The organism is Kribbella sp. NPDC051936 (assembly GCF_040680955.1).
Classification (GTDB): Bacteria; Actinomycetota; Actinomycetes; order Propionibacteriales; family Kribbellaceae; genus Kribbella.
Window position 1 is genome coordinate 260,318 of sequence record NZ_JBFAXS010000008.1, and the last position, 25,043, is coordinate 285,360.

22 protein-coding genes are annotated in these 25,043 nt (G+C 70.7%); 6 read left to right on the forward strand and 16 right to left on the reverse strand.

Features of this window, described 5'->3' with window-relative positions; genetic code table 11:
* A complete protein-coding gene (gene gatC / locus AB0L64_RS28725) occupies positions 1 to 297 on the reverse strand; it encodes an Asp-tRNA(Asn)/Glu-tRNA(Gln) amidotransferase subunit GatC (protein ID WP_350274544.1) in 297 nt (98 codons plus the stop codon).
* Positions 298 to 510: 213 nt separating this feature from the next.
* Here gatC and AB0L64_RS28730 point away from each other — a divergent pair, with 213 nt between their 5' ends.
* Positions 511 to 1,155 (forward strand): ACT domain-containing protein, encoded by a 645-nt coding sequence (locus tag AB0L64_RS28730; protein ID WP_359930377.1) that lies wholly within the window; start codon positions 511 to 513, stop codon positions 1,153 to 1,155.
* 173 nt (positions 1,156 to 1,328) lie between these two features.
* Here AB0L64_RS28730 and AB0L64_RS28735 read toward each other — a convergent pair whose 3' ends face one another.
* From AB0L64_RS28735 to AB0L64_RS28765, 7 genes are all read right to left on the reverse strand, one after another.
* On the reverse strand, positions 1,329 to 1,553 hold the full coding sequence (locus AB0L64_RS28735) for a hypothetical protein (RefSeq protein ID WP_359930374.1): 225 nt from the start codon (positions 1,551 to 1,553) through the stop codon (positions 1,329 to 1,331).
* Positions 1,554 to 1,583: 30 nt separating this feature from the next.
* A complete protein-coding gene (locus tag AB0L64_RS28740) occupies positions 1,584 to 3,041 on the reverse strand; it encodes a hypothetical protein (protein WP_363714974.1) in 1,458 nt (485 codons plus the stop codon).
* A gap of 97 nt (positions 3,042 to 3,138) precedes the next feature.
* The gene (gene ligA, locus AB0L64_RS28745; RefSeq protein ID WP_363714976.1) at positions 3,139 to 5,241 is read right to left on the reverse strand and encodes an NAD-dependent DNA ligase LigA; all 2,103 of its coding nucleotides are present in this window, start codon (positions 5,239 to 5,241) and stop codon (positions 3,139 to 3,141) included.
* A 90-nt stretch (positions 5,242 to 5,331) separates the two neighbouring features.
* Entirely contained in the window at positions 5,332 to 6,309 is a 978-nt protein-coding gene (locus AB0L64_RS28750) for a methionine synthase vitamin-B12 independent (RefSeq protein ID WP_363714978.1), read from the reverse strand.
* Positions 6,306 to 7,394: a tRNA 2-thiouridine(34) synthase MnmA gene (mnmA, locus tag AB0L64_RS28755; RefSeq protein WP_363714980.1), complete on the reverse strand. Its 1,089-nt coding sequence runs from the start codon at positions 7,392 to 7,394 to the stop codon at positions 6,306 to 6,308. Before mnmA ends, AB0L64_RS28750 begins: the two co-directional genes overlap by 4 nt.
* Complete coding sequence (locus AB0L64_RS28760) at positions 7,394 to 8,596, reverse strand: cysteine desulfurase family protein (protein WP_363714982.1); 1,203 nt, start codon at positions 8,594 to 8,596, stop codon at positions 7,394 to 7,396. The genes mnmA and AB0L64_RS28760 overlap by 1 nt, the downstream gene beginning before the upstream one ends.
* Positions 8,597 to 8,644: 48 nt before the next feature.
* Positions 8,645 to 11,230 (reverse strand): LuxR C-terminal-related transcriptional regulator, encoded by a 2,586-nt coding sequence (locus AB0L64_RS28765; RefSeq protein WP_363714984.1) that lies wholly within the window; start codon positions 11,228 to 11,230, stop codon positions 8,645 to 8,647.
* A gap of 106 nt (positions 11,231 to 11,336) precedes the next feature.
* On the opposite strand from AB0L64_RS28765, the gene AB0L64_RS28770 reads away from it, so the two are divergent.
* From AB0L64_RS28770 to AB0L64_RS28780, 3 genes are read left to right on the forward strand one after another with little or no spacing between them, the layout of a single operon-like run.
* The gene (locus AB0L64_RS28770; protein WP_363714986.1) at positions 11,337 to 11,927 is read left to right on the forward strand and encodes a dihydrofolate reductase family protein; all 591 of its coding nucleotides are present in this window, start codon (positions 11,337 to 11,339) and stop codon (positions 11,925 to 11,927) included.
* Positions 11,924 to 12,394 carry a pyridoxamine 5'-phosphate oxidase family protein gene (locus AB0L64_RS28775; RefSeq protein ID WP_363714988.1) on the forward strand — a complete coding sequence of 157 codons (471 nt, stop codon included), beginning with the start codon at positions 11,924 to 11,926 and terminating at the stop codon, positions 12,392 to 12,394. Before AB0L64_RS28770 ends, AB0L64_RS28775 begins: the two co-directional genes overlap by 4 nt.
* Positions 12,395 to 12,453: 59 nt before the next feature.
* The gene (locus AB0L64_RS28780; protein WP_363714990.1) at positions 12,454 to 14,055 is read left to right on the forward strand and encodes a hypothetical protein; all 1,602 of its coding nucleotides are present in this window, start codon (positions 12,454 to 12,456) and stop codon (positions 14,053 to 14,055) included.
* 132 nt (positions 14,056 to 14,187) lie between these two features.
* On the opposite strand, the gene AB0L64_RS28785 is transcribed toward AB0L64_RS28780, so the two are convergent.
* Together AB0L64_RS28785 and AB0L64_RS28790 are read right to left on the reverse strand one after the other, a co-directional pair.
* On the reverse strand, positions 14,188 to 15,144 hold the full coding sequence (locus AB0L64_RS28785; RefSeq protein WP_363714992.1) for an electron transfer flavoprotein subunit alpha/FixB family protein: 957 nt from the start codon (positions 15,142 to 15,144) through the stop codon (positions 14,188 to 14,190).
* A 14-nt stretch (positions 15,145 to 15,158) separates the two neighbouring features.
* Positions 15,159 to 15,941, reverse strand: a complete 783-nt coding sequence (locus AB0L64_RS28790) for an electron transfer flavoprotein subunit beta/FixA family protein (protein WP_363714994.1) — start codon at positions 15,939 to 15,941, stop codon at positions 15,159 to 15,161.
* 120 nt (positions 15,942 to 16,061) lie between these two features.
* On the opposite strand from AB0L64_RS28790, the gene AB0L64_RS28795 reads away from it, so the two are divergent.
* Positions 16,062 to 16,790 carry a class I SAM-dependent methyltransferase gene (locus AB0L64_RS28795; protein WP_363714996.1) on the forward strand — a complete coding sequence of 243 codons (729 nt, stop codon included), beginning with the start codon at positions 16,062 to 16,064 and terminating at the stop codon, positions 16,788 to 16,790.
* Between the two features lie 9 nt (positions 16,791 to 16,799).
* Here AB0L64_RS28795 and AB0L64_RS28800 read toward each other — a convergent pair whose 3' ends face one another.
* From AB0L64_RS28800 to AB0L64_RS28825, 6 genes are all read right to left on the reverse strand, one after another.
* Complete coding sequence (locus AB0L64_RS28800) at positions 16,800 to 17,894, reverse strand: hypothetical protein (RefSeq protein WP_363714998.1); 1,095 nt, start codon at positions 17,892 to 17,894, stop codon at positions 16,800 to 16,802.
* A 33-nt stretch (positions 17,895 to 17,927) separates the two neighbouring features.
* On the reverse strand, positions 17,928 to 18,824 hold the full coding sequence (locus tag AB0L64_RS28805) for an acyltransferase (RefSeq protein ID WP_363715000.1): 897 nt from the start codon (positions 18,822 to 18,824) through the stop codon (positions 17,928 to 17,930).
* A gap of 9 nt (positions 18,825 to 18,833) precedes the next feature.
* Positions 18,834 to 19,784 carry a class I SAM-dependent methyltransferase gene (locus AB0L64_RS28810; protein ID WP_363715002.1) on the reverse strand — a complete coding sequence of 317 codons (951 nt, stop codon included), beginning with the start codon at positions 19,782 to 19,784 and terminating at the stop codon, positions 18,834 to 18,836.
* Complete coding sequence (locus AB0L64_RS28815) at positions 19,785 to 20,564, reverse strand: enoyl-CoA hydratase-related protein (protein ID WP_363715004.1); 780 nt, start codon at positions 20,562 to 20,564, stop codon at positions 19,785 to 19,787. It abuts the gene before it with no gap.
* Between the two features lie 153 nt (positions 20,565 to 20,717).
* On the reverse strand, positions 20,718 to 21,761 hold the full coding sequence (locus AB0L64_RS28820; RefSeq protein WP_363715006.1) for a Gfo/Idh/MocA family oxidoreductase: 1,044 nt from the start codon (positions 21,759 to 21,761) through the stop codon (positions 20,718 to 20,720).
* Entirely contained in the window at positions 21,758 to 22,780 is a 1,023-nt protein-coding gene (locus AB0L64_RS28825; RefSeq protein WP_363715008.1) for a Gfo/Idh/MocA family oxidoreductase, read from the reverse strand. Before AB0L64_RS28825 ends, AB0L64_RS28820 begins: the two co-directional genes overlap by 4 nt.
* A 131-nt stretch (positions 22,781 to 22,911) precedes the next feature.
* Here AB0L64_RS28825 and glgX point away from each other — a divergent pair, with 131 nt between their 5' ends.
* Positions 22,912 to 25,008 carry a glycogen debranching protein GlgX gene (gene glgX, locus AB0L64_RS28830; RefSeq protein ID WP_363715010.1) on the forward strand — a complete coding sequence of 699 codons (2,097 nt, stop codon included), beginning with the start codon at positions 22,912 to 22,914 and terminating at the stop codon, positions 25,006 to 25,008.
* Positions 25,009 to 25,043 lie beyond the last annotated feature (35 nt).

The following is a 25,043-nucleotide window of genomic DNA, read 5'->3' on the forward strand; positions in this document are numbered from 1 at the left end:
TCAGTCCTCCTCCAGGATCCGCGGCACCCGGAAACGCTGCTCCTCCGCGGCCGGCGCGCCGGACAGCGCCTGCTCGGGCGTGAGGCACGGGACGTTCTCGTCCGGGCGCATCACGTTGGTCAGGGGCAGAGCGTGCGAGGTCGGCGGGATGTCGTCCGCCGCCACCTGGCTGACCTGCCCGACCAGGGTGATGATCTGGTCGAGCTGCGGCGCGAGGTGGTCGAGCTCGTCGTCGGTGAGCTCGATCCGCGCCAGTCGCGCCAGGTGCGCGACCTCTTCGCGGGTAATCGATGGCATGAACTGATCCAATGGTTCGCAGGACTTCCCGTAGCGCTTTCCGCCACGACCCAGTCATCCTAGTGGTCCGGTGTGACGGTCGCGTTTCCCCGTCCCCAGGGGTGTGGACAACGGCCGGATGAGATGGGCGGGCGTGTCCTCCCCTACCGCTCTGTAACATGGGCGGCGACAAGGCGTTACGCGCAAGGTGATCGGCTGGGAGATGATCGTTCGGTGTTCCTGCTGCGCTTGATCATCCCGGACCGACCCGGTTCGCTGGGCACCGTGGCGACGGCCCTCGGTGAGGTGAACGCCGACATCCATGCGATCGAGATCGTCGAGCACCGGCGCGAGAACGGCACCGCCGTCGACGACATCGTGGTCGACCTGCCACCGGGAGTGCTCCCGGACCGGCTGGTGTCCGCCTGCAACAGCGTCCCGGATGTCGAGGTCATCTGGTTCTCGCGGTACGGCGCGGGCGGCGGGCTGCACATGGACCTGGAAGCGGTCGAGCAGATGACGTCAGCACCCGCGGACGCGATCGACATCCTGGTCGAGCAGTCACCGGCCGTGCTGCACGCGGACTGGGCGGCGCTGCTCGACGGCACCGGCAGCGAGGTGAAGGTCGCGCTGGAGACCAGCGCGACGCCGGAGTTCGGCGACGTGGCCGGCCGCTGGCTCCCGATGGAGAAGGCGACCACGCTGGAGGCGCCGGATCACAAGGGCCTCTCGGAGTCGGTCCTGGTCGCCGCGCCGCTGGAGTCCGACCGCCGGATCCTGGTGATCGGCCGTCGCGGCGGCCCCGAGTTCCTGGGCTCCGAGGTCGCCCGCCTGTCCTACCTGGCCTCCCTGGCCGTCACCATCCGCGCCACCTCCTGACCGCGCGCACCAGACCGTACGGGCCGCCCCTCGGTCGAGGGGATAACCGCTCGGGTGCCGGTGCGTCCGCGGGCGTACGGCGGGCGTGGCCGGGGGGCTGGGGGCTGGGGGCTGGGAAGGCGAAAGCCCCGCTCGACGGATCGAGCGGGGCTCAGCTGTGGCTGAGGTGTGGCTCAGGTGAACTGGAAGTAGGCGAGGGCCCAGAGGCCGGCGATCACCAGCAGGACGATGAGCCCGACCAGGCTGACGATCAGGATCGCCTGGCTGTTGCTGCCGTTCCGGTCCGGGAGGTCGAACTGGGTGGGGCCCCAGGGCCCGCCGCCGTCGACGCGCTGGACGGCCTCGGGCGGTGGCTGGGCCACCGTCCGCGACTCCCGCTTCTCCCGGGGGAACTTCACACCGTCCTCCGTGCCACTCCGTCAGGATGCTCAGGCGTAGAACGACTCGTACGAGATCGAGACCTGCTGCGACGTGTAGCTGGCCGAGCTGTTCCCGCTGATCTCGACCTTCCACCCGCCGACATAGGCAGCGTACGACTTTCCGTCGTTGTGCGCGTCGACGTACGACTTCACGGCCTCGATGTTCCCGCCCTTGAGGGCGCCGAACGCGTCGCCGAGTGCGGCCGGCAGCGCCTTCTTCGCGTCCGCCGCCTCACCGGAGGCGCTGACCTCGATGTCCTTGATGCCCTTGCCGCTGCTGGCGTAGAAGAAGACCCGCTGGTAGCCGTACTTGCCGACGTCCTTCTTGCAGGACGTCGTGCAGACGTAGCCCTTGGCCTTCAGCGCCGCCACCAGCTGCGCCTGGGTGGTGTCGAAGGTCTGGTCCGGCAGGTCCATCGAGTCCTCGCCGGACTTGTGGCCGGACACCCGCACGCTCTGACCCTGGTTGCTGAGCTGGAACTCGCCCCAGGTGGTGCCGACCTCGTCGGAACGCTGACCGGTCTTCACCGACTCCTGGATCTTCTTGACCTGGTCGGCGCCGAAGGTGTCGTTGCCGAGCGCCTGCAGCAGCTGGTCGAAGGAGACCTGCGCGTTGTTGAAGTTGTCGTCGTCCTGGGCCTGCAGCCGGACCGCGATGATGGTGCCGTCGGGCGAGAACTGGAAGATCGCCTCGGACTCCTTGCGGCCGTCCTGCTTGAAACAGCCGCGGTGCGCGCCCTGACCGGTGTTGAACAGGTCGCTGCAGCCGAAGCCGAGGCCCTGCAGCTTCTCGGTCGCAGCCTTGGCCTGACCGGTCGCGTTGCCGAGCTCGCCGTTCTGGCCGGGTCCGCCCGATGTCGACGGGGAGCCGGTCGGGTTCGGGGTGCCGTTGCCGGTCGGCTCCGAGGTCGTCGTGGGCTGCGTCGTGGGCTCGTCGTCACCGCCGAACGCACGGATCCCGAGGAACACCAGCAGGCCGATCACCACGAGGCCGACCACGCCACCGCCGATCAGCAGTGGGAGCTTCTCCTTGCTGATGCCACCCGGGCCTTTGGAGCCCGGACCGCCCGGCTGCCACTGCTGGCCCGGACCGCTCTGCTGCTGGTGCCACCCGCCTTGCTGCTGCTGGCGCTGGCCCCACGACTGCTGCTGGTAGGCGCCGCCCTGCTGCTGCGGCGGCTGACCCCAACCGCCCGCCGGCGGCTGACCGTACTGACTGGGCTGCCCCTGACCAGGCTGCTGGCCCCAACCACCCTGCTGCGGCGGCTGGTCCTGCTGCGGCTGGCCTTGCTGAGGCTGACCCTGCTGGGGCTGCTGCGGACGCTGGCCCCAGCCACCGCCCTGGCCCGGAGGCTGTTGTCCCCAGCCGCCCTGCTGCGGCGGCTGGCCACCCTGTCCCCCGTGCTGCCCGCCTGGCTGGCCCCCCGGCTGCCCAGGACCCCACGGTCCCTGCGGCGGCGTCGTCATATTTGCTCCTTCTGACCCAGTGTCGACGTGCAAAGTTAACAGTCGGACGGCTCAGAGCCGTCACTGGATCCATCCGGTTCGCAGTCTGGCGAAATCGTTACGACTCGTCCGCCGCGGGCGTGGTCGCCACCGCGGCGGCGGCGTCCGCGCCGTCCTCGAGCAGCACCCGGAAGCCGGCGGCATCCAGGATCGGTACGCCGAGTTGCACGGCCTTGTCGTACTTCGATCCGGGCGACTCGCCGACGACCACGAACGAGGTCTTCTTCGACACCGAGCCGGCGACCTTCCCGCCGCGCCCGACGATCGCCTCGGTCGCCTCGTCGCGGCTGAACCCCTCGACGGTCCCGGTCACGACGACCGACAGCCCGGTCAGTGTCTGCGGCAACGCCGGCCCGGTGCGCTCCTCGCGCATGACGACGCCGGAGGCCTGCCACTTGTCCACGATCGCCTGGTGCCACGGCACCTGGAACCACTCGATCATCGCCTGCGCGATGGTCGGCCCGACGCCCTCGATCTCGGCCAGCTGCTGCTCGCTCGCGGCCCGGACGTCGTCGATGTTGTCGAACACCTCGGTGAGCGCCGCGGCCGCGGTCGGCCCGACGTGCCGGATCGACAGCGCCACCATCGCCCGGGACAGCGGCTTGGTCTTCGCCTCCTCGAGGTTCGCCACCAGCTTGCGGGCGTTCGCCGACAGCGCCCCGGCCTTGGTGGTGAAGAACGCGCTCTCGGCGAGCTTCTCCTCGGTGAGCGCGAACAGGTCGCCCTCGTCGGCGATCAGCCCGTCGCGGATCAGCGCGTCGGCCGCCTTGAACCCGAGCCCCTCGATGTCGAACGCGGAACGCCCGGCCAGGTAGAACAGCCGCTCGCGCAGCTGCCCCTGGCAGTACTGCGAGTTGGGGCAGCGGATGTCGACGTCGGACTCCTTGGCGGGCGCCAGCACCGTGTTGCACCACGGGCACCGGGTCGGCATCTCCCAGGCCGGCAGGCCTTCGGGGCGCAGGTCGACGACCGGCCCGAGGACCTCGGGGATCACGTCGCCGGCCTTCCGCAGAACGACGGTGTCGCCCGGCCGGACGTCCTTGCGGGCAACCTCCTTGGCGTTGTGGAGCGTCGCGTACTCGACCGTGGACCCGGCCACCCGGACCGGCTCCATGTGCGCGAACGGGGTGACCCGGCCGGTGCGGCCGACGTTCACCTCGATCTCGATCAGCTTGGTGTTGACCTCTTCCGGCGGGTACTTGAACGCGATCGCCCAGCGCGGCGCACTCGAGGTCGACCCGAGGGCGCGCTGCAGATCGACCTCGTCGACCTTCACCACGACGCCGTCGATCTCGTGGTCGACCGAGTGCCGGTTCTCGCCGTAGTACGCGATGAACTCGTTGACCTCGTCGAGCGTGCCGACCCGGCGGGCGCGGTCGCTGACCGGCAGGCCCCACTCCTTCAGCTGGTCGTACGCCTCGGAGAGCCGGCCGATGTGGTGGCCCTCGACCTTGCCGAGGCCGTGCACGACGAACCGGAGCGGCCGGCCGGCCGAGACCCGCGGGTCCTTCTGGCGCAGCGAGCCGGCCGCGCTGTTGCGCGGGTTGGAGAACACGACCTTGCCGGCCTCGACGAGCTGCGCGTTCAGCTCCTCGAAGTCCTCGACCCGGAAGTAGACCTCGCCGCGGACCTCCAGGAAGGCCGGCAGCTCGTCGCCGCGCAGCTGCTCCGGGATGCTCTTGATCGTGCGGACGTTCGGCGTGACGTCCTCGCCGATGCGGCCGTCACCGCGGGTGGCGCCGCTGACCAGCTTGCCGTTCTCGTACACGAGATCGAGGGCGAGGCCGTCCACCTTGAGCTCGCAGAGGAACCCGCTGTCGGTGATCTGCTCGACCGTGACCTCGCGCTCCAGCCGCTTCGCCCAGGCCTCCATCTGCTCGGCGGAGAAGGCGTTGCCGAGGCTCTCCATCCGCATTGGGTGCTGGACCGGGGTGAACAGCGTCGAGATCGGCACGCCGACCTTCTGGGTGGGCGAGTCCGGTGTCCGGAGCTCCGGGTACTCCTCCTCGATGCCCTGCAGCTCGTGCATCAGCGCGTCGAAGTCGGCGTCCGAGATGATCGCGCTGGCCAGGTAGTACCGCGCCCGGTGGTCCTCGATCTCCTTGCTCAGGTCCGCATGCCGCGTCCGCACATCCGCCGGAGCCCCGCCGTTCTCGCTCATGAAGAGAACTTACAACCGCCCACCGACGTTTCGTGGTCACGCCGCCTCCGGCGGCGGGTGTGGAGGCGGGGGCTCACGGACAGTTCCGGCTCATTCGTCGGCGGCTTCTCCGACCACGTCGGCGATGTCGCGGAGGAGTTTCAGGCGCGCCCTGGCGTCGGCCGGTGACGGAGCGGCTGCGAGCCCGCAGGCCGGCGTGATGACGACCTGCTTCAGCAACTGCGGGTCGAGGCCGAGCTCCCGCCAGCGGCGTACGAGCGGCTCGGCCGCCTGTTCCGCCTTGGGCAGGGCGCCCGTGGTGGGTACGACGCCCGCGTAGATGCTCGTGCCGGCTTCAGCTGCGACGGCGATCTGGTCCCAGGCCGCGGTGTTGAGCAGTGCCGTGTCCACAGCGACCCCGCTCGCGCCTGCCTTGGTGAAGACCTCAATCGGCGGGCGGGCTGCGCAGCAGTGAACGACGGTCGGTCCGCCGGTGGTGAACAGGCTGAGCAGCTCCACGGCATCAGGGCCGTCGACAGAGCGGTGCTTGCTCCAACCGGACGCCGTCGGCACCGCCCCGGCCAGTACGGCGGGGAGCCCGGGCTCGTCCACCTGCAACACGACCTCGGCGCCCGGAACCCGCTTCCGTACCTCAGCCACGTGCTGCTGCACACCATCCGCCAGCGCCTGCGCCAGGTCCCGCCGTGCACCGTGGTCCGCCAGGACCTTGTCCCCGCGCGGCCGCTCGATCGCAGCCGCCAGGGTCCACGGGCCGGTGACCTGTACCTTCAGCCGGCCCTCATACCCGTCGCCGTACTCCTCCAGCACGTCCAGGTCTTCCTGCAGCAACGCCCGCGCCCGCCGCTGGTCCAGACTGGCCCGCGCGTCCCCGCCACCGGTCAGCCGCCACCCCACCGGCTGCAGGTCAGCGGCCAGCTCCGTCAGTACGGCGACGGTCCGGCTCAGCATGTCGCCGTACGGGCGCGCCGGGAGCTCGGGCAGGAACGGGAGGTCGACCAGCTCGAGTACTGCGCGCATCCACTCGCGGATGTCGTCGCCGGGGACGGAGCCCAGGCCTGTAGTCGTCATACGCCGGCGGTGGCGCGCTGGACCGAGTCGATCGTCGCCGAGCCGATGACACGGGTGCCGTCGTACAGCACAACCGCCTGCCCAGGGGCGACAGCGGATGTGGGCTCCTTGAAGGAGACCTGCACTCGATCGTCCAGAACTGTTGCTGTCACTGCCACCTCTTCGCCGTGTGCGCGGAGCTGGGCCGTGGCGTGGAGCTCCGCCGCCGGCGGCGGGCCGCACCAGCGAGGCTTGGAGGCGGTCAGCTCCGACACGGCCAGCTCCTCGCGGGAGCCGACGGTGACGGTGCGGTCGACGGGGCTGATGTCCAGCACGAAGCGCGGCTTGCCGTCCGCGGCCGGCGTACCGATCCGCAGGCCCTTGCGCTGGCCGATGGTGAAGCCGTGGGTGCCCTGGTGCTCGCCGAGCTTGTTGCCCTGCGCATCGACGATGTCGCCCGGCGCCTCGCCGAGCTGCGCGCCGAGGAAGCCCGCGGTGTCGCCGTCGGCGATGAAGCAGATGTCGTGGCTGTCCGGCTTGGCCGCCACCGACAGCCCCCGCCGCTCGGCCTCCTCGCGGACCTCGGTCTTGACCGTGTCGCCGAGCGGGAAGAACGCGTGCGCCAGCTGCTGCTGGGTCAGGACGCCGAGCACGTACGACTGATCCTTGGCCGGGTCCACCGCGCGGTGCAGCTCACGCCCGGACGCCGTATCCACGATCCGCGCGTAGTGCCCGGTCGCGACCGCGTCGAAGCCGAGCGCGAGGGCCCGCTCCAGGACGGCGCTGAACTTGACCTTCTCGTTGCAGCGCAGGCACGGATTCGGCGTCCGGCCGGCGGCGTACTCGCTGACGAAGTCCTCGACCACGTCGGCGTGGAACCGCTCGGCCAGGTCCCACACGTAGAACGGGATGCCGATCACGTCGGCGGCCCGGCGCGCGTCGCGGGAGTCCTCGATCGTGCAGCACCCGCGGGCGCCGCTGCGGTACGACTGCGGGTTGCGGCTGAGCGCCAGGTGCACTCCGGTCACGTCGTGCCCGGCCTCGGCCATCCGCGCGGCCGCGACGGCGGAGTCCACGCCGCCCGACATGGCTGCGAGTACCCGCATCAGGTGTTCCTTCCCACGTTCTGCAGGCCGGCGGACTTCGCCCGCTCCACGACCGGCCCGATGGTGTCCAGTACGGCGTCGATGTCGGCGCGCGTACTCGTGTGCCCGAGGGTGAACCGGAGCGAGCCGCGGGCCCGCTGGTCGTCGTACCCCATCGCCAGCAGCACGTGGCTCGGCTCGGCGACCCCGGCGTTGCACGCGGATCCGGTCGAGACCTCGATGCCGCGTGCGTCGAGCAGCAGCAACAGCGAGTCGCCCTCGCAGTCACTGAAGGACAAGTGTGCGTTACCGGGCAAACGGCCCGTGGGGTCCCCCGACAGCAGCGCGCCCTCGACGGTGCGGGTGATGCCGTCGATCAGGGTGTCGCGCAGCTCGGCCAGCCGGAGCGCCTCGTCGGCCTGGTGCTTGACCGCGTGCTCGGCCGCGACCGCGAACCCGGCGGTCGCGGGGACGTCGAGGGTGCCGGACCGGACGTCGCGCTCCTGGCCGCCGCCGTGCAGGATCGGCGTCAGCTGCGTCTCCTTGTGGACGACGAGCGCCCCGATCCCGTACGGCCCGCCGAGCTTGTGCGCGGACACCGTCATCGCGTCGACGCCGAGCTCGCCGAAGTCCACCGGCAGCTGCCCGATCGCCTGCACGGCGTCGGTGTGCACGGGCACGCCGTACTCCTGGGCGATCGCGGCGACCTCGGCGACCGGCTGCAGCGTGCCGACCTCGTTGTTGGCCATCATCAGCGTGACGAACGACACCGACTCCGGGTCGCGCTCGATCGCCCGCCGGACGTCGTCCGGACCGACCCGGCCGAGCTCGTCGACGGGGAGCCACTCGATCTCGGCGTGCTCGTGCCGGCCGAGCCAGATCGCCGGGTCGAGCACCGCGTGGTGCTCGATGCCGCTCAGCAGGATCCGGCGCCGGCGCGGGTCCGCGGCCAGCCGGGACCACCACAGGCCCTTGAGCGCGAGATTGTCCGCCTCGGTCCCGCCGGAGGTGAACACGATCTCGCTCGGCTGGGCCCCGAGCGAGGCGGCGAGCGACTCGCGCGCTTCCTCGACCGTCCGCCGCGCGCACCGGCCGGAGCCGTGCAGTGACGAAGCGTTACCGGTCCGGGCGAGGTGCTGCGTCATCGCCTCGATCGCGGCCGGGAGCATGGGAGTCGTCGCCGCGTGGTCCAGGTACACCGTGCGGCGGTCGGGAGGAGTCATAACAGTTTCAAGGGTATGTCCGGCACCCGTGTTCCCGCTCCTCGGGAGTCAGCGCGCGAGTTCCAGCGTGTGCCGCTGCTCGAAGGACGCACCGATCTGCCCGAACATCCCGGCCGCCTCCGCCAGCGCGGCACGGTCCCCGGTCAGGCGGGCCCGAGCCCTGCGCAGGACCGCGTCGGCCCAGGCGTTCTCGCTCGCCGCCCGGTCGAGGTACTGCGCCGCGCCGGGATCGCCGGACACGACGGCGAGCTCCGCGCCGGCGGCGTGCGCGTACGGCGTCCACCACGGCTCGGGAAACGGCTCGAAGGCGCGCCGGACCACCGCCGCCGCTCCCGTGACCGCAGCACCGGTGTCGTGGCGGTGGACGAGCAGCCGGGCCTCCACGAAGGCGGCCGGCGCGGCCAGGCCGGGATCGTCGGCCGGGTCGGTGACGCGCGCGATCTCGAGGGCGCGGGCCTGCCACACCGTCTCCTGGCCGGTGCCGAGCAGCCCGTGGGCCAGCGCGGCCGCAGCGGCGGCCGAGGCCATCCAGACCCGCGGCGGGCAGCCGGCGGCCCGCCAGCCGTTCCACATCACGTCGGCGGCGGCCACGGCCTCGTCGAACATCCCGCTCAGCGCGTAGGCACGAACCTTGCGCGGGGCGGTGATGTACGGGTGCCCGTGCACCGGGTCGTCGGTCAGCCGCGCCAGCCGGACCGCTTCGACGAGATCGCCGACCGCGACCGCCGACGTCGAGGCGGAGTGGAACGCGTCGACGATCTCGGCAACAGCCCGCGGCTCGTGATCGGGCAGCGTGGCCGCGATGGCGAGCCGCTCCCTCGCGACCGCGTCCGCGTCGCGGAGCCGCCCGGCGGCCGCGACCGCGATGCCGGAGGCGTCCAGCGCGCTCAGCAGGTCCAGCGGGTGGTTACCCTGCCGGGCCGCGCGGACGGCGGCCTCGGCCGACGCCAGGTCGAATCGGTCGATCCAGGCCCGCGCGACTTGGAGCGGCACGCTGACCAGATCGTCTCCGCCGGTGTCGGGCAGCAGCCCGGCGCCACGGTCGTCCGGCAGCCTGGCAGGGTCGGTCATCTCGTAGCGGTTCAGGATCGTGACGGCGTACCCGAGCGCGTCCGGGTTGCCGTCGGCGCCGGCCCGCATCATCAACCGGTACGCGTGTTCGCCGTCTGCGACCACCATCGCGGCATCGGCGGCGTCGCGCAGATCGTCGTACAGCTCGGCGGCGGTGCCTGCGTTGTCCGCGGCGGCCAGGTAGTGCTCCCGCGCCTCCAGGAAGCGCCGCCGGGCGAAGGCCAGGTGGGCGACTGCGCGAGCGAGCGGCCGTACGTCGCCCCGCGCCGCGCGCAGGTCGGGCGCCAGCAGGTCGAACTCCCGTTGCCAGTCCTCCCCTGCCTCCAGTTGCTGCTCGAGCCTGGTCGCCACCGCGGCGGCCCACGCCACGTGCAGCGCGGCGACCTCGTCGTACTCGTCCTTCAGCTGTTCCAGGGCGAAGGCGCGCACTGTCTCGAGCATCCGCCAGCGGCTCGTCCCGGCGTACAGGCTGCGCTGCAGGAGGCTCTTGTCGGTCAGCCGGCCGAGGAGGTCGCTCAGCTCGCTCTTCGTGCTGTCCGGCGACACACCGGCGGCCCCAGCGAGGTCGAAGCCCCCGACGAAGACCCCGAGTCGCCGGAACAACCTGCGCTCGTCCTCACCGAGCAGGTCGTAGCTCCAGCCGATCACGTGGGCCAGCGAGTTATGTCGCTCGTCGGGCCCACGCCCTCCGGAGAGCAGCCGCAGCCGGTCGTCGAGCGCTGCCAGCAAGCCGTCCGGCCCCAGCGAGCCCGCACGGGCCGCAGCCAGCTCAATCGCCAGCGGTATGCCGTCCAGCTCGGCGCACACCTTGCGCGCGAGCTGACTGTCGTCGGCCAGCTCAGGCGCGACCAGAGCCGCCCTGTCCCGGAACAACTGCTCCGCCTCGGTCCCCAGCGTCAGCGGACCGAGCTGTACCGGCCGCTCGCCCGCTACGCCCAGACGCTCGCGGCTGGTCACCAGTACGGCGGTCTCGGTCGCCTCAGTGAGGATGCGGGCGACCAAGCCGGCTACGTCGTCCAGCAGGTGCTCACAGTTGTCCAGGACGAGCAGAGTGCGGCCACGCTTCAGCCGCTCGAGTGCTGCGTCAGTGAGGGTCTGCGGTGGTTGCTCGGTGGCCTGCAGCGCCTCGGCGACCGCCGCGATGACGAAGCCGGGCCGTACGGGGACCAGGTCAACCACGGCACCGCCGTGCGGGTACCTGTCGGCGACCTCTGCGGCGACTTGGAGCGCAAGGCGGGTCTTGCCGACACCACCCGGGCCGAGCAGGCTGACGAGACGGTTGCTGCCCAGTGCTCTGATCAGCTCCGAGCGGTCGTGTTCGCGTCCGACGAACGTCGTCCCCGGACCGGTCGGTGTGCTGAAGCCCTCCGGTTGCGCCTCGGCCAGGGCGGCGAGCTCGTGGCGGTCCGCGACGCCGTACTTGCGCAGCAGCGAGGAGATGTGGCTCTCGACGGTCCGGACACTGATCTGCAGCCGCCGGGCGATCTGGGCGTTCGAACGGTCACCCGCGAGGGCGGCGAGCACCTCGGCCTCCCGCGCCGACACGTCCTTCGGACCAGCCATTGGCCCATCATGCGGGATCCGTGGTCCTTCCGTGGCCGGTACGGACGACTTTCCGTACCGGCCGCGCCGAAGGTGGAACGACAACCTCGGAAGTCAGGAGAAGACCATGGGACGAGTACTGCTGGACATCACGATGTCGCTGGACGGCTTCGTCACCGGGCCGGGCGCGGACCTCACGCACGGTCTCGGGATCGGCGGCGAACCGCTGCACGACTGGATCACCGGCGAGCAGACGGACGCGGACCGGGAGGCGTTCGAGAGCACCTCCACGGGCATCGGCGCCGTCCTGATGGGCCGCCGGACGTTCGACCTGATCGACGGTCCGCAGGGCTGGAGCGCCGACGGGTTCAGCGGCGAGCGGCCGGCGATCTTCGTGGTGACGTCGAACCCGCCGAGCCGGGTCCGGCTGGACGGCTGGTTCGAGTTCGTACCGGACGGGATCCGGCCCGCGCTGAAGCTGGCCCGCGACGCGGCGGGTGCGCAGGACGTGATGATCATGGGCGGCGGGCACCTGTGCCGGCAGTACCTGTACGCCGGGCTGGTGGACGAGTTGCGCGTCCACGTCGCGCCGATCGTGCTCGGCGACGGTACGCCGCTGTTCGAGCGGACCACGCTCGCACCGATCCGGCTGGTGCCCCGCGAGAGCACGAGCACGCCGAACGCGAGCCACCTGACGTACGACGTGGAGAAGCCATGACCCAGGAGATCCTCGACCGGCGTGCGGCGGCGGTCGTCGAAGCGAACAAGTACCTGGTGCTCGGCACGGTCGGCGCCGACGGCCTGCCCTGGGTGACGCCGGTCTACTTCACCCCCGACGGGCACGACGCGTTCTACTGGGTGTCGTCACCGGACGCGCTGCACTCGCGCAACGTGGCCGAGCGGCCGGACGTCAGCATCGCGATCTTCGACTCGAGCGTCCCGATCGGCGGCGCGTCGGCGGTGTACTTCCGCGCCCGGGCCACACAGGTGCCCGACGACGAACTGGAGCGGTGCGTGGCGCTCTACGCCGCGCGCTACCCGGAGCTGCGCGCGTATTCCGTCGACGAGCTGCACGACGACATCCGCCTGTATCGCGCCCGCCCGACCGAGCACTGGATCCTGGTCACCGGCGGCGACCCGCAGTACGGCACGGGCATCGACTCGCGGCGGCCGGTCTGGTTGTGATGACCCGCTCACCCGCCATCCTTCCGGAGAGCAACATCCGGTGGAGCGGAAGGCGGAGCATGTCCGACTGGTGGACCGAGCGCAAGCAGAACGAGCAGCTCTCCAACCTGGAGAGCGAGATGTCGTACGCGCGGCAGGAGACCTCGAGCCTGCGTTCCCAGTTGTCCCGGATCCAGGGCGGCCTGCAGAACCGGGTGGACAGCCTGACGCGGGCCTTCGACGCCTTCGTCGAGCTGTCCGACCTCCGCCACGAGACGGCCGGCTTCGTCGACGCCGCCGAGCTCCGCCGCTACGCCACGCGGGTCCTGTCCGCGATGGCGTCCAGCACCGAGCTCCCCGAGACCGGCAAGCCCGTTCCCCGGTACTGGTTGGGTCCCGCCACCGAAGCCCTGATCGGCCTGCACGCCGGGAAGCCCGCCGAGCAGGCCGCCAGTACGGCGATGGAGCTCGACCAGCGCCGTACGTCGATCTACCTGTCACTGGCGTTGGCGGTCCTCGGGCAGCGGCACCAGGTGCGCACCGAATGGCTGGACGTCGCGTTCGGCGCGCCGGCTGCCGACGGGGGCCTGACCAGGGTGCAGCGGGTGCTGTGGACGACAGCCGCGCGCGGCGGCTTCGGACCGGATGGCCTGGAGCTCGTCGTGAAGCGGCTGCAGTCGGCCGCGTCGCCCGACGGCGCCTGGCTGTCCCGGCTCGAGATGCGCGGCAGCTCGTCCCGCCCGCGCGGCCCGCGGCTGAAGGCGACCGAACCGCAGGACGAGGCCGGGGACCGGTTGAGCCGGATCCGGAACGCCGTCGAGACGATCGTCGGCAACACCGCGGCCCGTGAGCCCGACCCGGAGCTGAACTACCCCGAGGAGCGCAAGACCGACCGCACCCCCGACGACGCGGCATCCCGTCGCGACGGCAAGTCCCGGCGCGACGCCGACGCGGACGGCCGGCCCGACAAGGACAGCCCGGCGGCGATGCTGCGCCTGCTGATCTCCGAAGGCAGCGACCCCGAGCGCGAGACGCTGGCCCGGATCGCCGTACTGCGGGCACGGGTCACCGGTTCACCCGAGTCGGCCGCGATGACGCTGGACGATCCGGCCGGCACGGTCGACACGTTGCTCACCGAGGACCTCGGGCTGTCCGCCGACCCGCACCTGTCGGCGACCGCGCTGCGCGTCGTCGGGCCGCTGGCGCTGCCGGGGGTCGAGTCCTTGGCGCAGACCGCCGAACTCCCTGGACCGACGCAGGTGTCCGTCGAGAGCGGCGGCCACACGATCACGATTCGCGCCGACGGTCCCGACCCGCTCGAACTGGGCAAGGCGACCTCGACGCTCACCGCGGCCGGCGGTGTCGTGACCACCGGGCAGCGCGCGGTCCCGATCGGTCTGCTCGCCGGCGGCGCCGTGGTGGCGCTCGGGCTCGGACTGCTGCTGCACTGGTTCTGGATCGTCGTCGGTCTGGTGGTGATGGCGTTCGGTCTCAACAGCTACCTGTCGTTGCGCCGGGCCGTCGCCAACGACAAGGCCCGGGCCGCGAGCGAGGTCAGCAACCTCAACGAGCGGTGCACCACGGCCGCTACCGCGCTCGCCGACTACCTCAAGAGCGCCGATGCCCGGCACGCCGCGACCACCGAGGACCTGGCCGCCGTCCGCCGGGAGCTGACCACCTAGCAGCGCTGGTCAGCGGATGCTCGCACCACGGAACCACACCTCGTCGTACCCGTCGAGCATCCGCTGGGCGCTGGACGAGACGTGCGAAGGCCCGGCGCGGAATGATCCGGGCCGGGCCTTCACGGGGCTTGCTCAGGCCTTGCGCTTGGTGACTTCCTCGGTGGCAGCCGGGAGGACCTTGTGGAGGTCGCCGACGACGCCGTAGTCGACCAGCTCGAAGATCGGGGCCTCGGGGTCCTTGTTGACCGCGACGATCGTCTTCGAGGTCTGCATACCGGCGCGGTGCTGGATCGCACCCGAGATGCCGGCCGCGACATACAGCTGCGGCGACACGGTCTTGCCGGTCTGGCCGACCTGGTAGGCGTGCGGGTACCACCCCGAGTCGACGGCCGCGCGGGACGCACCGACCGCGGCGCCGAGCGAGTCGGCGAACGACTCGACCGGGCCGAAGTCACCGCCGGTGCCACGACCGCCGGAGACGATGATCGCGGCCTCGGTCAGCTCCGGACGACCCGTCGCCTCGCGCGGCTTGGAGTCGGTGATCCGCGCCGTCTTCGCGGCGTCGGAGATCGTCACGTCGAACTCCTCCACCTCCGGCGACGACTCGGCCGCCTCCGGGGTCGCGGCGTTCGGCTTGACGGTGATGATCGGCGTGCCGTGCGTCACCTTCGCCTGGACGGTGAAGTTGCCCGCGAACACCGACTGCGTCGTCACCGGACCGCCCTCGCCGGACTGGACGTCGACCGCGTCGGTGATCAGCCCGGAGTCGAGCTTGACCGCGAGCCGGGCCGCGATCTCCTTGCCCTCGGCGCTCGACGAGATCAGGATCGCCGACGGCTCGATCTTGGCCGCGACCTGCTGCAGCGCCTCGGCCTTCGGCGCCACCAGGAACTGCGACAGCTCCGGGTTGCTCAGCGCGATCACCTTGGTCGCGCCGAACTGCCCCAGCGCCGGCAGCGCGTCGGAGACACCCTCGCCGATGAACACGGCGACCGGCTCGCCGAGGCGACGGGCGATCGTGAGGAGCTCGGCGGTCGTCTTGCGGACCGTGCCCGCGGTGTGGTCAACGAGAACCAGAACGTTCGACATTACTCAGCCGCTCCTCAGAGGAACTTGTTCGTGGACAGGAACTCGACCAGCCCGGCAGCGCCGCTGCCGTCCTCGTCGGTGACGATCGTGCCGGCGGTGCGCGCCGGACGGGCGGTCACCTCGACCACCTCGGTCCACGCGCTCGAACCGCCGACCTGCTCGGGCGTCAGCTCGAGATCCGCCAGCGACCAGGTCTCGACCGGCTTCTTCTTCGCCGCCATGATCCCCTTGAACGACGGGTACCGCGGCTCGTTGGCCTGGTCCGAAACGCTCAGCACCAGCGGCAGCGTGCCCTCGATGGTCTCGCTCGCGGTGTCACCGTCACGGCGGATCCGGACGGTCTGCCCGTCCACGGTCACCTCCGAGCCCAGCGTCACGGCCGGCAGCCCGAGCCGCTCGGACACCATCGCCGGGACGACGCCCATGCCGCCGTCGGTCGACCCCATGCCGAACACGACCAGGTCGGCCTCCAGCTTGGCCAGCGCCTTGGACAGGATCAGCGACGTGGCGACCGCGTCCGAGCCGTGGATCGCGTCGTCGAGCACGTGGACGCCCGCATCCGCGCCCATCTGCAGACCCTTCTTCACCGCGTCCGCGGCCTGCTCCGGGCCTACCGTGAGAACGGTCACCTCGGCGTCGCCGGCCTCCTTGACAGTGAGTGCGGTCTCGACGGCATACTCGTCCAGCTCGGACAGCAGCCCGTCGACACCGGCCCGGTCCACCGTGTTGTCCTCCGAGCGGAAGCGGCGGTCCGCGGTGGCATCCGGCACGAACTTCGCGCAGACGACGATCTTCATAGCGTGTGGGACCCCTTCTGGTTAACGGTCTCTGCCAAGCCTGCCACGGATGTTACCCGCGAGAAACATAAGCTGCATGCGAGTCCCATCACAGTCTCGGATCCGACTAGTCTGACGCAGGTGACCGAGACGTTACCGCTGACCGGCGAGAGGACCGCGCCCGGGATCTGGCACGAGAACTATTGGTTCGCGCGCCACGACGCCGCCTACCGCTGGATCACGGCCGAACTGCCGATCGGGACCGGACGGTTCCTCGACGCCGGCTGCGGCGAGGGCTACGGCGCGGAGTTGCTCCGGCTGGCCGGGGCGAGCTCCGTGACCGGTCTCGACTATGAAGATACGACGTTGCGGCACGTCCGCCGGGTTTATCCACAGGTCAATGTCGCGCGCGGCAATCTCGTCCAGACGCCCTTCGCGGACAGCGCTTTCGGGACCGTCACGTCGTTGCAGACGATCGAGCACCTGTGGGAGCAGCCGCGGTTCGTCGCGGAGTGCGCGCGCATCCTCGTACCGGACGGGACGCTCGTCCTCAGTACGCCGAACCGGCTGACCTTCCCCAGCGGCAACTGGTACCACACGCGCGAACTCACCCCCGCCGAGTTCGCCGAGTTGCTCGAGCCGCACTTCGTGATCACGCAGGCGCTCGGACTGCACCACGGCGAACGACTGACGTCCTGGGAAGCGCAGCACGGCTCCTGCGTCGACGCGCAACTCGCCGCCGGGCACGACCAGTGGGACGACCAACTGGCCGCGCTCGTGCGGAGTACGACGTACGCCGACTTCGAGATCCGCCCAGGAGACCTGGACGAATCTCTCGATCTGCTGCTCGTTGCGCGGCCGAACGGCTAGGCCGGGACGCTAGGGCCGGACGATCCGCTCGAGGAGCTTGCCGGCGATCAGGTAGACCAGCGCCGCGATCCCCCAGTTCACCAGCAGGGTGTTCTTCGCGGTCTCCAGCCGGAACAGGTCCTTGAACGGGCCGACCAGGTCGTGACCACGCTCCAGGATCCAGCGCACGATCTCGTTGCTCTGGTTGGTCTGGTCGAGCGCGGTGAACAGCGCACCGAGCGCGAGGACCGCGGCCGCGAGCACCGCGGCCAGCCAGATCAGCGACGCGATCAGGTTGCGCAGCTTCCGGACGCCGGAACCGACCGAGGTCAGCGCCTGCTTGCCCTTGCCGGACCCCGATCCCGACGAGCCGCCCTTGGCCGCCGGCGGTTTGTTGCCCGAAGCACCGGATGGTTGTGTCACCGGCTTGCCGGTCGCACCTGTCGCCGCACCAGAGGTCGCCGCGGGAGCGGGTTTCTCGTCCCCGGCCTCCTTCGCCGCGCCTTCCGGTGCACCGGCTGCGGCATCCTCCGATCCGGCCGCATCCGGTGTCGCGCCCTCGGCCGCCTTCTCCCGGGCCCGCTGCTCGGCCACGATCTCCGCGGCCGTCTTCGGCCGGGCGGGCTTCGTCGCGGTCGCCGCACCCGAACCGGTGCCGGTCGCCGCCGCGCCGGCGTCCGGCGTCGTACCGGCCTTGCCGGCTTCGGCAGCCGTCGCCTTCTCGTCCTGCGTACCCACGTCGTCCATCTCCTCAGCCGGGGTCCGTTCCTCGTCCGCGCTCACCGCAGCGGCCGGCGGTCTCCGGCGCCGACTGACCGGGACCGGGCGCGGCGACAGCCTGCGGCGGGCACCCGCCACCGGCGCCACCGCCGTACTGCCGTCCGCACCGTCCATATGGTCGGTGCCACCCACTGCCTGTGCTTCCGGGTTCACGCTGGTGTTCACGCCCATATCTGACTCGTTCGTTTCAAGCACTGGTTCCAACGTAGCGCCGCCGGGGGCTCCTGGCCCGGCCACGATCGGGACCGGGTCGACCGCGCGGGTCCGCGCCTGCGTGATCGAGGTGTCGGCCGCGGCCTGGTCGAGCGGCGACCGGTCAGCTGGATCGGCAGTCCGGTCGGCCACGCTACTTCTCCTCTCCGATGCCGATGCCGATGCTCATCCGCTCGTGGGCGTCCGACCGGATGTGGGGGCCATAGTGCCCGACTGGTGAGTAACTTGAGAACCCCTCACGCTCTCTTTTTCACCTTCTGCTTCTACCTCATCACCACCCGCATCCTCCGGCGCCACGCTTCGCGGCGGCGCAGGAGGTGTCTCCGCGGACGGTTTCTCACGGGGCCTCTCACGGGGCGTCTCACTGGGCTTCTCACTGGGCGTCCCACCGGATCGCAGCAGCGCGGCGGTCCGGTCGTTCGCGTCGGCCAGGCCGGCCAGGTACTTGCGCCGCTCGACGTTGGCGGCGTACCGCTCGGTGCGGTCGCCGAGCACCTTGGCCGGTATGCCGGCCGCCACGGCGTACGCCGGAATGTTGCCACGGGCAACGCTGTTCGCGCCGATCACCACGCCGCGGCCGATGTCGGTACCGCGAGTGACCGTGACCTTGGTGGCCAGCCAGCAGTCCGGGCCGATCCGGACCGGCGACTTCACCAGGCCCTGATCCTTGATCGGCAGGTCCAGGTCCTCGGTCTTGTGGTCGAAGTCGCAGATGTAGGTCCAGTCCGCGATCAGCGTCGACGCGCCGATCTCCACGTCCAGGTAGCAGTTCACCGTCACGTCGCGGGCGAACACGACCTTGTCGCCGATCCGCAGCGTCCCCTCGTGGGCGCGCAGCCGGGTCTCGTCGCCGAGGTGCACCCACTTGCCCAGCACGATCCGGCCGTGCCCCGGCCGCGCCACGATCTCCAGATGCTTGCCGAGGAACACGAAACCCTCGGTGATCACCTGCGGGTGGCGCAGCTTGAACCAGGCGAACCGCCAGTAGCGCTTTAGGTAGTACGGCGTCCACGCCCGATGGCGCACCACCCAGCGCAGATTCGCCACGGACAGCAACCGCATCGCAACACCCTACTGCTTGCTTGCCACTCCGGTGATGGAGACGTTGTAGTACAGCTCGTCCGGCACGACGGACGACAGCACCTTGTCGACCTTCGACAGCTGCAGCCACGACTTGTAGGCGAACATCCGCCAGCCGAACCCGAGCTTCTGCTCCGGTACGGCGGCCTCGAACGTCCGGATCGGCCAGCCCACCCAGGCCGCCAGCAACTCCTCGGTCACGGTCTTCACCCCGGCCGCGCCCGCCCGCGCCGCGGTCCGCGCGAGCGTGTCGGGGTCGAACGTGTGCAGGTCCACGACCGCTTCCAGCGCGGCCGCGCGGGACGACTCGTCGAGCTCCTCCTGCGGCCGCCGCCAGTGCGCCAGCGCGGGCAGCTTCGTCACGTTGGTGGTCGCCCACCAGGTGAACCGGGACAGCCGCCGGGCCACGAAGTCGCCGTACCGGGTCGGCTCACCGCAGATCACGAACCGGCCGCCCGGCTTCAGCACCCGCAGCATTTCGCGGAACGCCAGCTCGACGTCCGGGATGTGGTGGATGACCGCGTGCCCGATGACCAGGTCGAACGTGTTGTCGTCGTACGGCAGCTTCTCGGCGTCGGCGACCTCGCCCTCGATCGCGAAGCCCAGCGTCTTCGCGTTCTTCTTCGCGGCCTCGACCATGCCCGGCGACAGGTCGGTGACGTGCGCCTCGTCGAGGACGCCGGCCAGCTTGAGGTTCAGCGTGAAGAAGCCGGTGCCGGCGCCGATCTCGAGCGTCTTGCCGTACGGCCAGCCGCGCGATCCGGCGACCGCGACGAAGCGGTCCCGGGCGTAGTCGACGCAGCGTTCGTCGTACGAGATCGACCACTTCTCGTCGTACGTCGACGCCTCCCAGTCGTGGTACAGCACCTGGGCGAGCTTGTTGTCGTTCCAGGCCGCCTCGACCTCTTCGGCAGTCGCGGCCGGCTTCTCGGTTGCAGACATCTACTTTCCCTTGAACTCGGCCTTGCCCGGGCCGTTCTCGACGAAGGACTTCATCCCGATCGTGCGGTCCTCGGTGGCGAACAGCGCGGCGAACTGCGTGCGCTCGATCTCCAGCCCGGTGGCCAGGTCGACGCCCAGACCGGAGTCGATCGCCTCCTTGGCCGCGCGCAGCGCCATCGCCGCGCCCTTGGAGAACTGCGAGGCCCACGCCACGGCCGCGTCGTACACCTCGGCGGCCGGCACCACCTTGTCGACCAGACCGATCTGGAGCGACTCGGCCGCATCCACGAACCGGCCGCTGTAGATCAGGTCCTTGGCCTTCGACGGGCCGACCAGGCGGGACAGGCGCTGGGTCCCGCCGGCGCCCGGGATGATGCCGAGCAGGATCTCCGGCTGGCCGAGCTTGGCGTCCTCGGCGGCGATCCGGTAGTCGGCGCAGAGCGCGAGCTCGCAGCCGCCGCCGAGGGCGTAGCCGGTGATCGCGGCGACGGTCGGCTTCGGGATCGCGGCGACCGCGGACAGCGAGGACTGGAGCGGGCCGGAGCGCTTGACCATGTCGGCGTACGACATGTCGGCCATCTCCTTGATGTCCGCGCCGGCCGCGAAGACCCGCTCGCCGCCGTAGATCACGACCGCCCGGACCTCGTCGTTCGCGGCCGCCTCGAGAGCGGCGGCCCGGATCTCCTCCTGGACCTGGACGTTCAGCGCGTTCATCTTCGGCCGGTCCAGCCGGATCGTCCCGACCCCGTCACTCACGGTCAGATTGACGAACTCGCCCATGCATCCGCTCCTTTGCCTGTGCGCCTACCCACGGGTCACATCCCCGGGAACGGTACCGGATGCGGACGCCCAGCACTCATCAAACCCCGTGCAACCAGTCCGGACGGCCGCGCCTGAGCGTGGGCGACGGCCGTCCGGGCAGGTTGGTGAGTGTTACAGGTCCACCGCCTGGCCGGACGCCGCCGAGCGGCGGGCGGCGTCGACGATTTTCAGGGTGCGGAGGCCTACGGCCCCGTCGGGCTGGGGGACGACGGCGGGCGGTTGGCCGGGCTTTGCCGGGCCGGTGGTGCGGACGGCGTCCAGGAACGTGTCGAGCAGCGACGCGTCCAGGTTGCCGCCGATGCCGAGGAAGACCTCGCCGTCGGTGTCCGTGCCGCCGACGTGCGTCGCGAACGGCTCGATCTCGACGGACCCGTTCGTACCGGTCACCTGCAGCGTCACGCCGCCCCAGGTCGGGCCGTTGTCCGGAACGCTCCACGAGCAGTCGATGGTTGCCAGCAGCCCGTTGTCGTAGTTGATCGTCACCAGCCCGCCGGTCTCCACCTCCACACCCTTGTCCTGGTGCAGGATCCGGTTCGCCGCGGCGTACACGCGGGTCGCGGACGCGCCGCCGGTCAGGCCGTCGATCAGGTCCGCGCAATGCACGGTGTGGTCGACGAGCGCTCCGCCGCCGGCCAGCTTGGCGTCGGTGAACCACTGCCGGGCGGCGTACGGGATCTTCCCGTTGTTGGTGCCCAGTACGGCGAACACGTCACCGAGGCGGCCCGCCTCGACGTTCGCTAGCAGCTGCGCGTAGGACGGCGCGAACCGGACCGGGTACGCGATCATCAGGATCGTGCCGGCCGCCTCGCACGCCGCGAGCATCGCCTCGCCGTCGGCGACCTCGGTGGCCAGCGGCTTCTCGCACAGCACGTGCGCACCGACCGCGGCGGCCCGCTCGACCAGTTCACGGTGGCCGGCGTTCTCCGACGTCACCACCACCGCGTCCGGGCCCCAGGCGAACAGTTCGTCGTACGAGTCGACGTACGGGATGCCGAACTGCGCGGCGAAGTCGGCGCCGCGCGGACCCGGGTCCGGCGCGCCGGCGCCGTCGGGGTCGGCGGACAGGACGTCGATGCCGGGCAGCGACGCGAGCAGGTGCGCGTACGAACCCGCGTGGACGTGCGCGAACGACGCGATCGCGACCTTCAAAGTCATGCCACAACTCCCGTCGAGACGAACGTCTTCATGTCGATCGGCTGACCCGACTCCATCGAGGCCCGGGCCGCTTCGGCCAGGTACACCGCGGTCGCGCCGTCGGACGCGAGCACCCGCGGCTCCGCGCCGCCGCGCAGGCCGATCGCGAACTCACGCAGCTGCGTGAGGTACGGGCTCTCCCCCAGCGACGACTCCGGGATCAGCAGATCGCCCGCGGTGGCGCCGTTCTGCAACTCTTCCTTGTAGCCCGTGTCGCTGTCGGACTTGAACTTCAGGACGCCGCTCGAACCGGCGACCGAGAAGCCGGTCTGGAACGTCGTGCCGGTCGCTCCCCAGGTCGCGCGACAGTGGCTGACCGCTCCGGACTCGTGCGTCAGCGTGACGTGCGCCGCGACGTTCACGGGGCTGACCCCGTCCACGGTCGGCGGGTTCTGCACGGCGTACACGGTGGCGACCTCGCCGCACAGCCAGCGCGCCTGGTCGAGGTCGTGCACCATCAGGTCCATGATCACGCCGCCGGACCGGGCCACTTCGCGGTACCAGCCCGCACCGGCCGGCGAGGACGCCTGCCGGTAGAACCGCGCCACCGCGACCTCGCCGATCCGCCCGGCCTGGATCGCGTCGTACGCCGCCTTGTACGCCGGGAAGTACCGCACCACGTGCGCCGGGTACAGCCGGACGCCGGCCGCCGCGGCCGCGTCGATCACTTCGTGCGAGTCGGCCGCGGTCAGCGTCAGCGGCTTCTCGCAGATGACGTTCTTGCCGGCCTTGATCGCGGCCAGCGTGATCTCCTTGTGCGTCGCCGACGGCGTGACGATGTCGACGAACTCGGCCTCGGCCAGGACACCGTCCAGCGACGGCACGACCTCCAGCCCGAACTGCTCCGCCAGTTCCTCCGCGCCCTCCAGCGAGTAGACCAGCACCCGGGCGCCGACGGCCTTCCAGGACGCGGCGTGGATACGCGAGATGTTGCCCGCGCCGATCAGACCGACGGTCAGACCGGCCAACTCTTCCGACATGTGTTCCCCTGGGGTGGGTAAATTAGTAACGGTCCTTGCGTATCACTGCGCACAGGCGTTCGCAACTACCGTCTCACGAACACAACCACCTCACTATCGTGAACTGGCAGCGACCTGTGCAGAATGTCCCGGTGACAGAAGCGACCGCCGCCCCGGATGCTGCCGGCTTGTCCGCCGGCACCGCTCCGCGTCCCGGCGCAGTGGTCCAGACCGATGGCACCACGTTCACGCTGTGGGCCCCGGCGGCCGAGCGCGTCGAACTCGCGCTGATCGCCGACGACGGCAGCCAGCGGAACCTGGATCTGACCCACACCGGCGAGTTCTGGACCGGGTTCGTCCCCGGCGTGGGCGCCGGCCAGCGGTACGGGTACCGCGTGCACGGCCCGTTCGATCCGTCGCACGGCCTGCGCTTCAACCCGTCGAAGCTGCTGCTCGACCCGTACGCGCGGGCGGTGGACGGAGCCCTGGACTACGCGAGCCCGGTGATCTACGACTCCTCCGACGCCGACTCGGCCGGGCACGTGCCGGTCGGCGTGGTCGTCGCGCCGTCGGATCCCCCGCCGCCGATCAGCAAGCCGGTGCACTGGGGCGAGACGGTCGTCTACGAGCTGCACACGAAGGGCTTCACGCAACTGCACCCCGACGTACCCGAGCACCAGCGCGGCACGTACGCCGGGCTCGCGCATCCGTCGGTGATCAGGTACCTGACCGAGCTCGGGGTGACGTCGGTCGAGCTGTTGCCGATCCACCACTTCCTGACCGAACCCTCGATCGCGGCGCGCGGCCTGCCGAACTACTGGGGCTACAACACACTCGGCTTCTTCGCGCCGCACGCGCCGTACTCGTCGTCGGGTTCGCGCGGCGAGCAGGTGGCCGAGTTCAAGGCGATGGTGGCCGCGTTCCATGCCGCGGGCATCGAGGTCATCCTCGACGTGGTCTACAACCACACCGCCGAGGGCGGCTTCGACGGACCGACGCTGAGCTTCCGCGGGATCGACAACCGCGCCTACTACCGGCTCGCGCACGGCGCCGCGATGTACGACGTGACCGGGACCGGCAATTCGGTCGACACGTCGCACCCGCAGGTCCGGCGGCTGGTGATGGACTCGCTGCGGTACTGGGTCGAGGAGATGGGCGTCGACGGGTTCCGGTTCGATCTGGCCGTCACGCTGGTGCGCAACGAGCGGCACGAGGTCGACATCCCGGACCACCCGTTCCTCGCCGAGGTGGCCGCCGACCCGGTGCTCGGCCGGGTGAAGCTGATCGCCGAGCCGTGGGATGTCGGCCCGTTCGGCTACCAGGTCGGCAACTTCGGGCCGCCGTGGTCGGAGTGGAACGGCAAGTTCCGCGACAGCGTCCGCGACGTGTGGCGCAACACCTCCGACGGCGTGAAGGACCTCGCCTACCGGCTGTCCGGGTCCAGCGACCTGTACGGCGACGACGGCCGCTACCCGTACGCGTCGATCAACTTCGTCACCGCGCACGACGGGTTCACGCTGCGGGACCTGGTCAGCTACGACCACAAGCACAACGAGGCGAACCACGAGGACAACCGGGACGGCACCGACGACAACCGCTCCTGGAACTGCGGTGTCGAGGGCGAGACCGACGACGCCGGCGTGATCGCGTTGCGCAAGCGGCAGATGGCGAACCTGATGTCCACGCTGATCCTGTCGACCGGCGTCCCGATGATCACCGCCGGCGACGAGTGCGGGCGCACGCAGCACGGCAACAACAACGCCTACTGCCAGGACGGCTCGTTGTCCTGGTTCGACTGGTCGCTGCCGGCCGCGTGGTCCGATCACCTCGAGCTGACGAAGAAGCTGCTGGCGCTGCGCGCCGCGCACCCCGCGCTGCGGCAGTGGCACTACTTCTCCGGTCAGCCGGTGGTGTCGGGCGGCCGCAAGGACCTGTCGTGGATCGCACCGCACGGCGGCGAGATGACCGACGCGGACTGGTTCGACGGCAGCCTCCGGACGATCGGCATGTTCCTGCGGGGCGATGCGCTGCGAGCGACCGATGCCGAGGGCAACGCGCTGACCGACAGCTCGTTCCTGCTGGCTCTGAACGCGACACCGGAGACGCGCAACGTCGTCGTACCGGACGCGTCGTGGGCACCTGCCTACGAGGTGGTGCTGGACACCAGCAACAGCATGGTGACCGAGGTGGAGGCCGGCGCGACCGTGCCGCTCGCCCCGCGCTGTTTGGTGCTGCTGCGCGCGCTCTGAGCCGTCGAAGAGGTTGTTAACCTTCCGCCTGTACA

Excerpts from the sequence above, each read along its gene's own strand:
- AB0L64_RS28780 (WP_363714990.1), top strand. The coding sequence starts at position 12,454 with ATGTCCGACTGGTGGACCGAGCGCAAGCAGAACGAGCAGCTCTCCAAC.
- gatC (WP_350274544.1), bottom strand. The coding sequence starts at position 297 with ATGCCATCGATTACCCGCGAAGAGGTCGCGCACCTGGCGCGACTGGCG.
- AB0L64_RS28810 (WP_363715002.1), bottom strand. The coding sequence starts at position 19,784 with ATGTCTGCAACCGAGAAGCCGGCCGCGACTGCCGAAGAGGTCGAGGCG.
- AB0L64_RS28765 (WP_363714984.1), bottom strand. The coding sequence starts at position 11,230 with ATGGCTGGTCCGAAGGACGTGTCGGCGCGGGAGGCCGAGGTGCTCGCC.
- AB0L64_RS28775 (WP_363714988.1), top strand. The coding sequence starts at position 11,924 with ATGACCCAGGAGATCCTCGACCGGCGTGCGGCGGCGGTCGTCGAAGCG.
- AB0L64_RS28760 (WP_363714982.1), bottom strand. The coding sequence starts at position 8,596 with ATGACTCCTCCCGACCGCCGCACGGTGTACCTGGACCACGCGGCGACG.
- AB0L64_RS28805 (WP_363715000.1), bottom strand. The coding sequence starts at position 18,824 with ATGCGGTTGCTGTCCGTGGCGAATCTGCGCTGGGTGGTGCGCCATCGG.
- AB0L64_RS28820 (WP_363715006.1), bottom strand. The coding sequence starts at position 21,761 with ATGACTTTGAAGGTCGCGATCGCGTCGTTCGCGCACGTCCACGCGGGT.
- ligA (WP_363714976.1), bottom strand. The coding sequence starts at position 5,241 with ATGAGCGAGAACGGCGGGGCTCCGGCGGATGTGCGGACGCGGCATGCG.
- AB0L64_RS28815 (WP_363715004.1), bottom strand. The coding sequence starts at position 20,564 with ATGGGCGAGTTCGTCAATCTGACCGTGAGTGACGGGGTCGGGACGATC.
- AB0L64_RS28825 (WP_363715008.1), bottom strand. The coding sequence starts at position 22,780 with ATGTCGGAAGAGTTGGCCGGTCTGACCGTCGGTCTGATCGGCGCGGGC.
- AB0L64_RS28790 (WP_363714994.1), bottom strand. The coding sequence starts at position 15,941 with ATGAAGATCGTCGTCTGCGCGAAGTTCGTGCCGGATGCCACCGCGGAC.
- AB0L64_RS28785 (WP_363714992.1), bottom strand. The coding sequence starts at position 15,144 with ATGTCGAACGTTCTGGTTCTCGTTGACCACACCGCGGGCACGGTCCGC.
- AB0L64_RS28750 (WP_363714978.1), bottom strand. The coding sequence starts at position 6,309 with ATGACGACTACAGGCCTGGGCTCCGTCCCCGGCGACGACATCCGCGAG.
- AB0L64_RS28770 (WP_363714986.1), top strand. The coding sequence starts at position 11,337 with ATGGGACGAGTACTGCTGGACATCACGATGTCGCTGGACGGCTTCGTC.
- mnmA (WP_363714980.1), bottom strand. The coding sequence starts at position 7,394 with ATGCGGGTACTCGCAGCCATGTCGGGCGGCGTGGACTCCGCCGTCGCG.
- AB0L64_RS28740 (WP_363714974.1), bottom strand. The coding sequence starts at position 3,041 with ATGACGACGCCGCCGCAGGGACCGTGGGGTCCTGGGCAGCCGGGGGGC.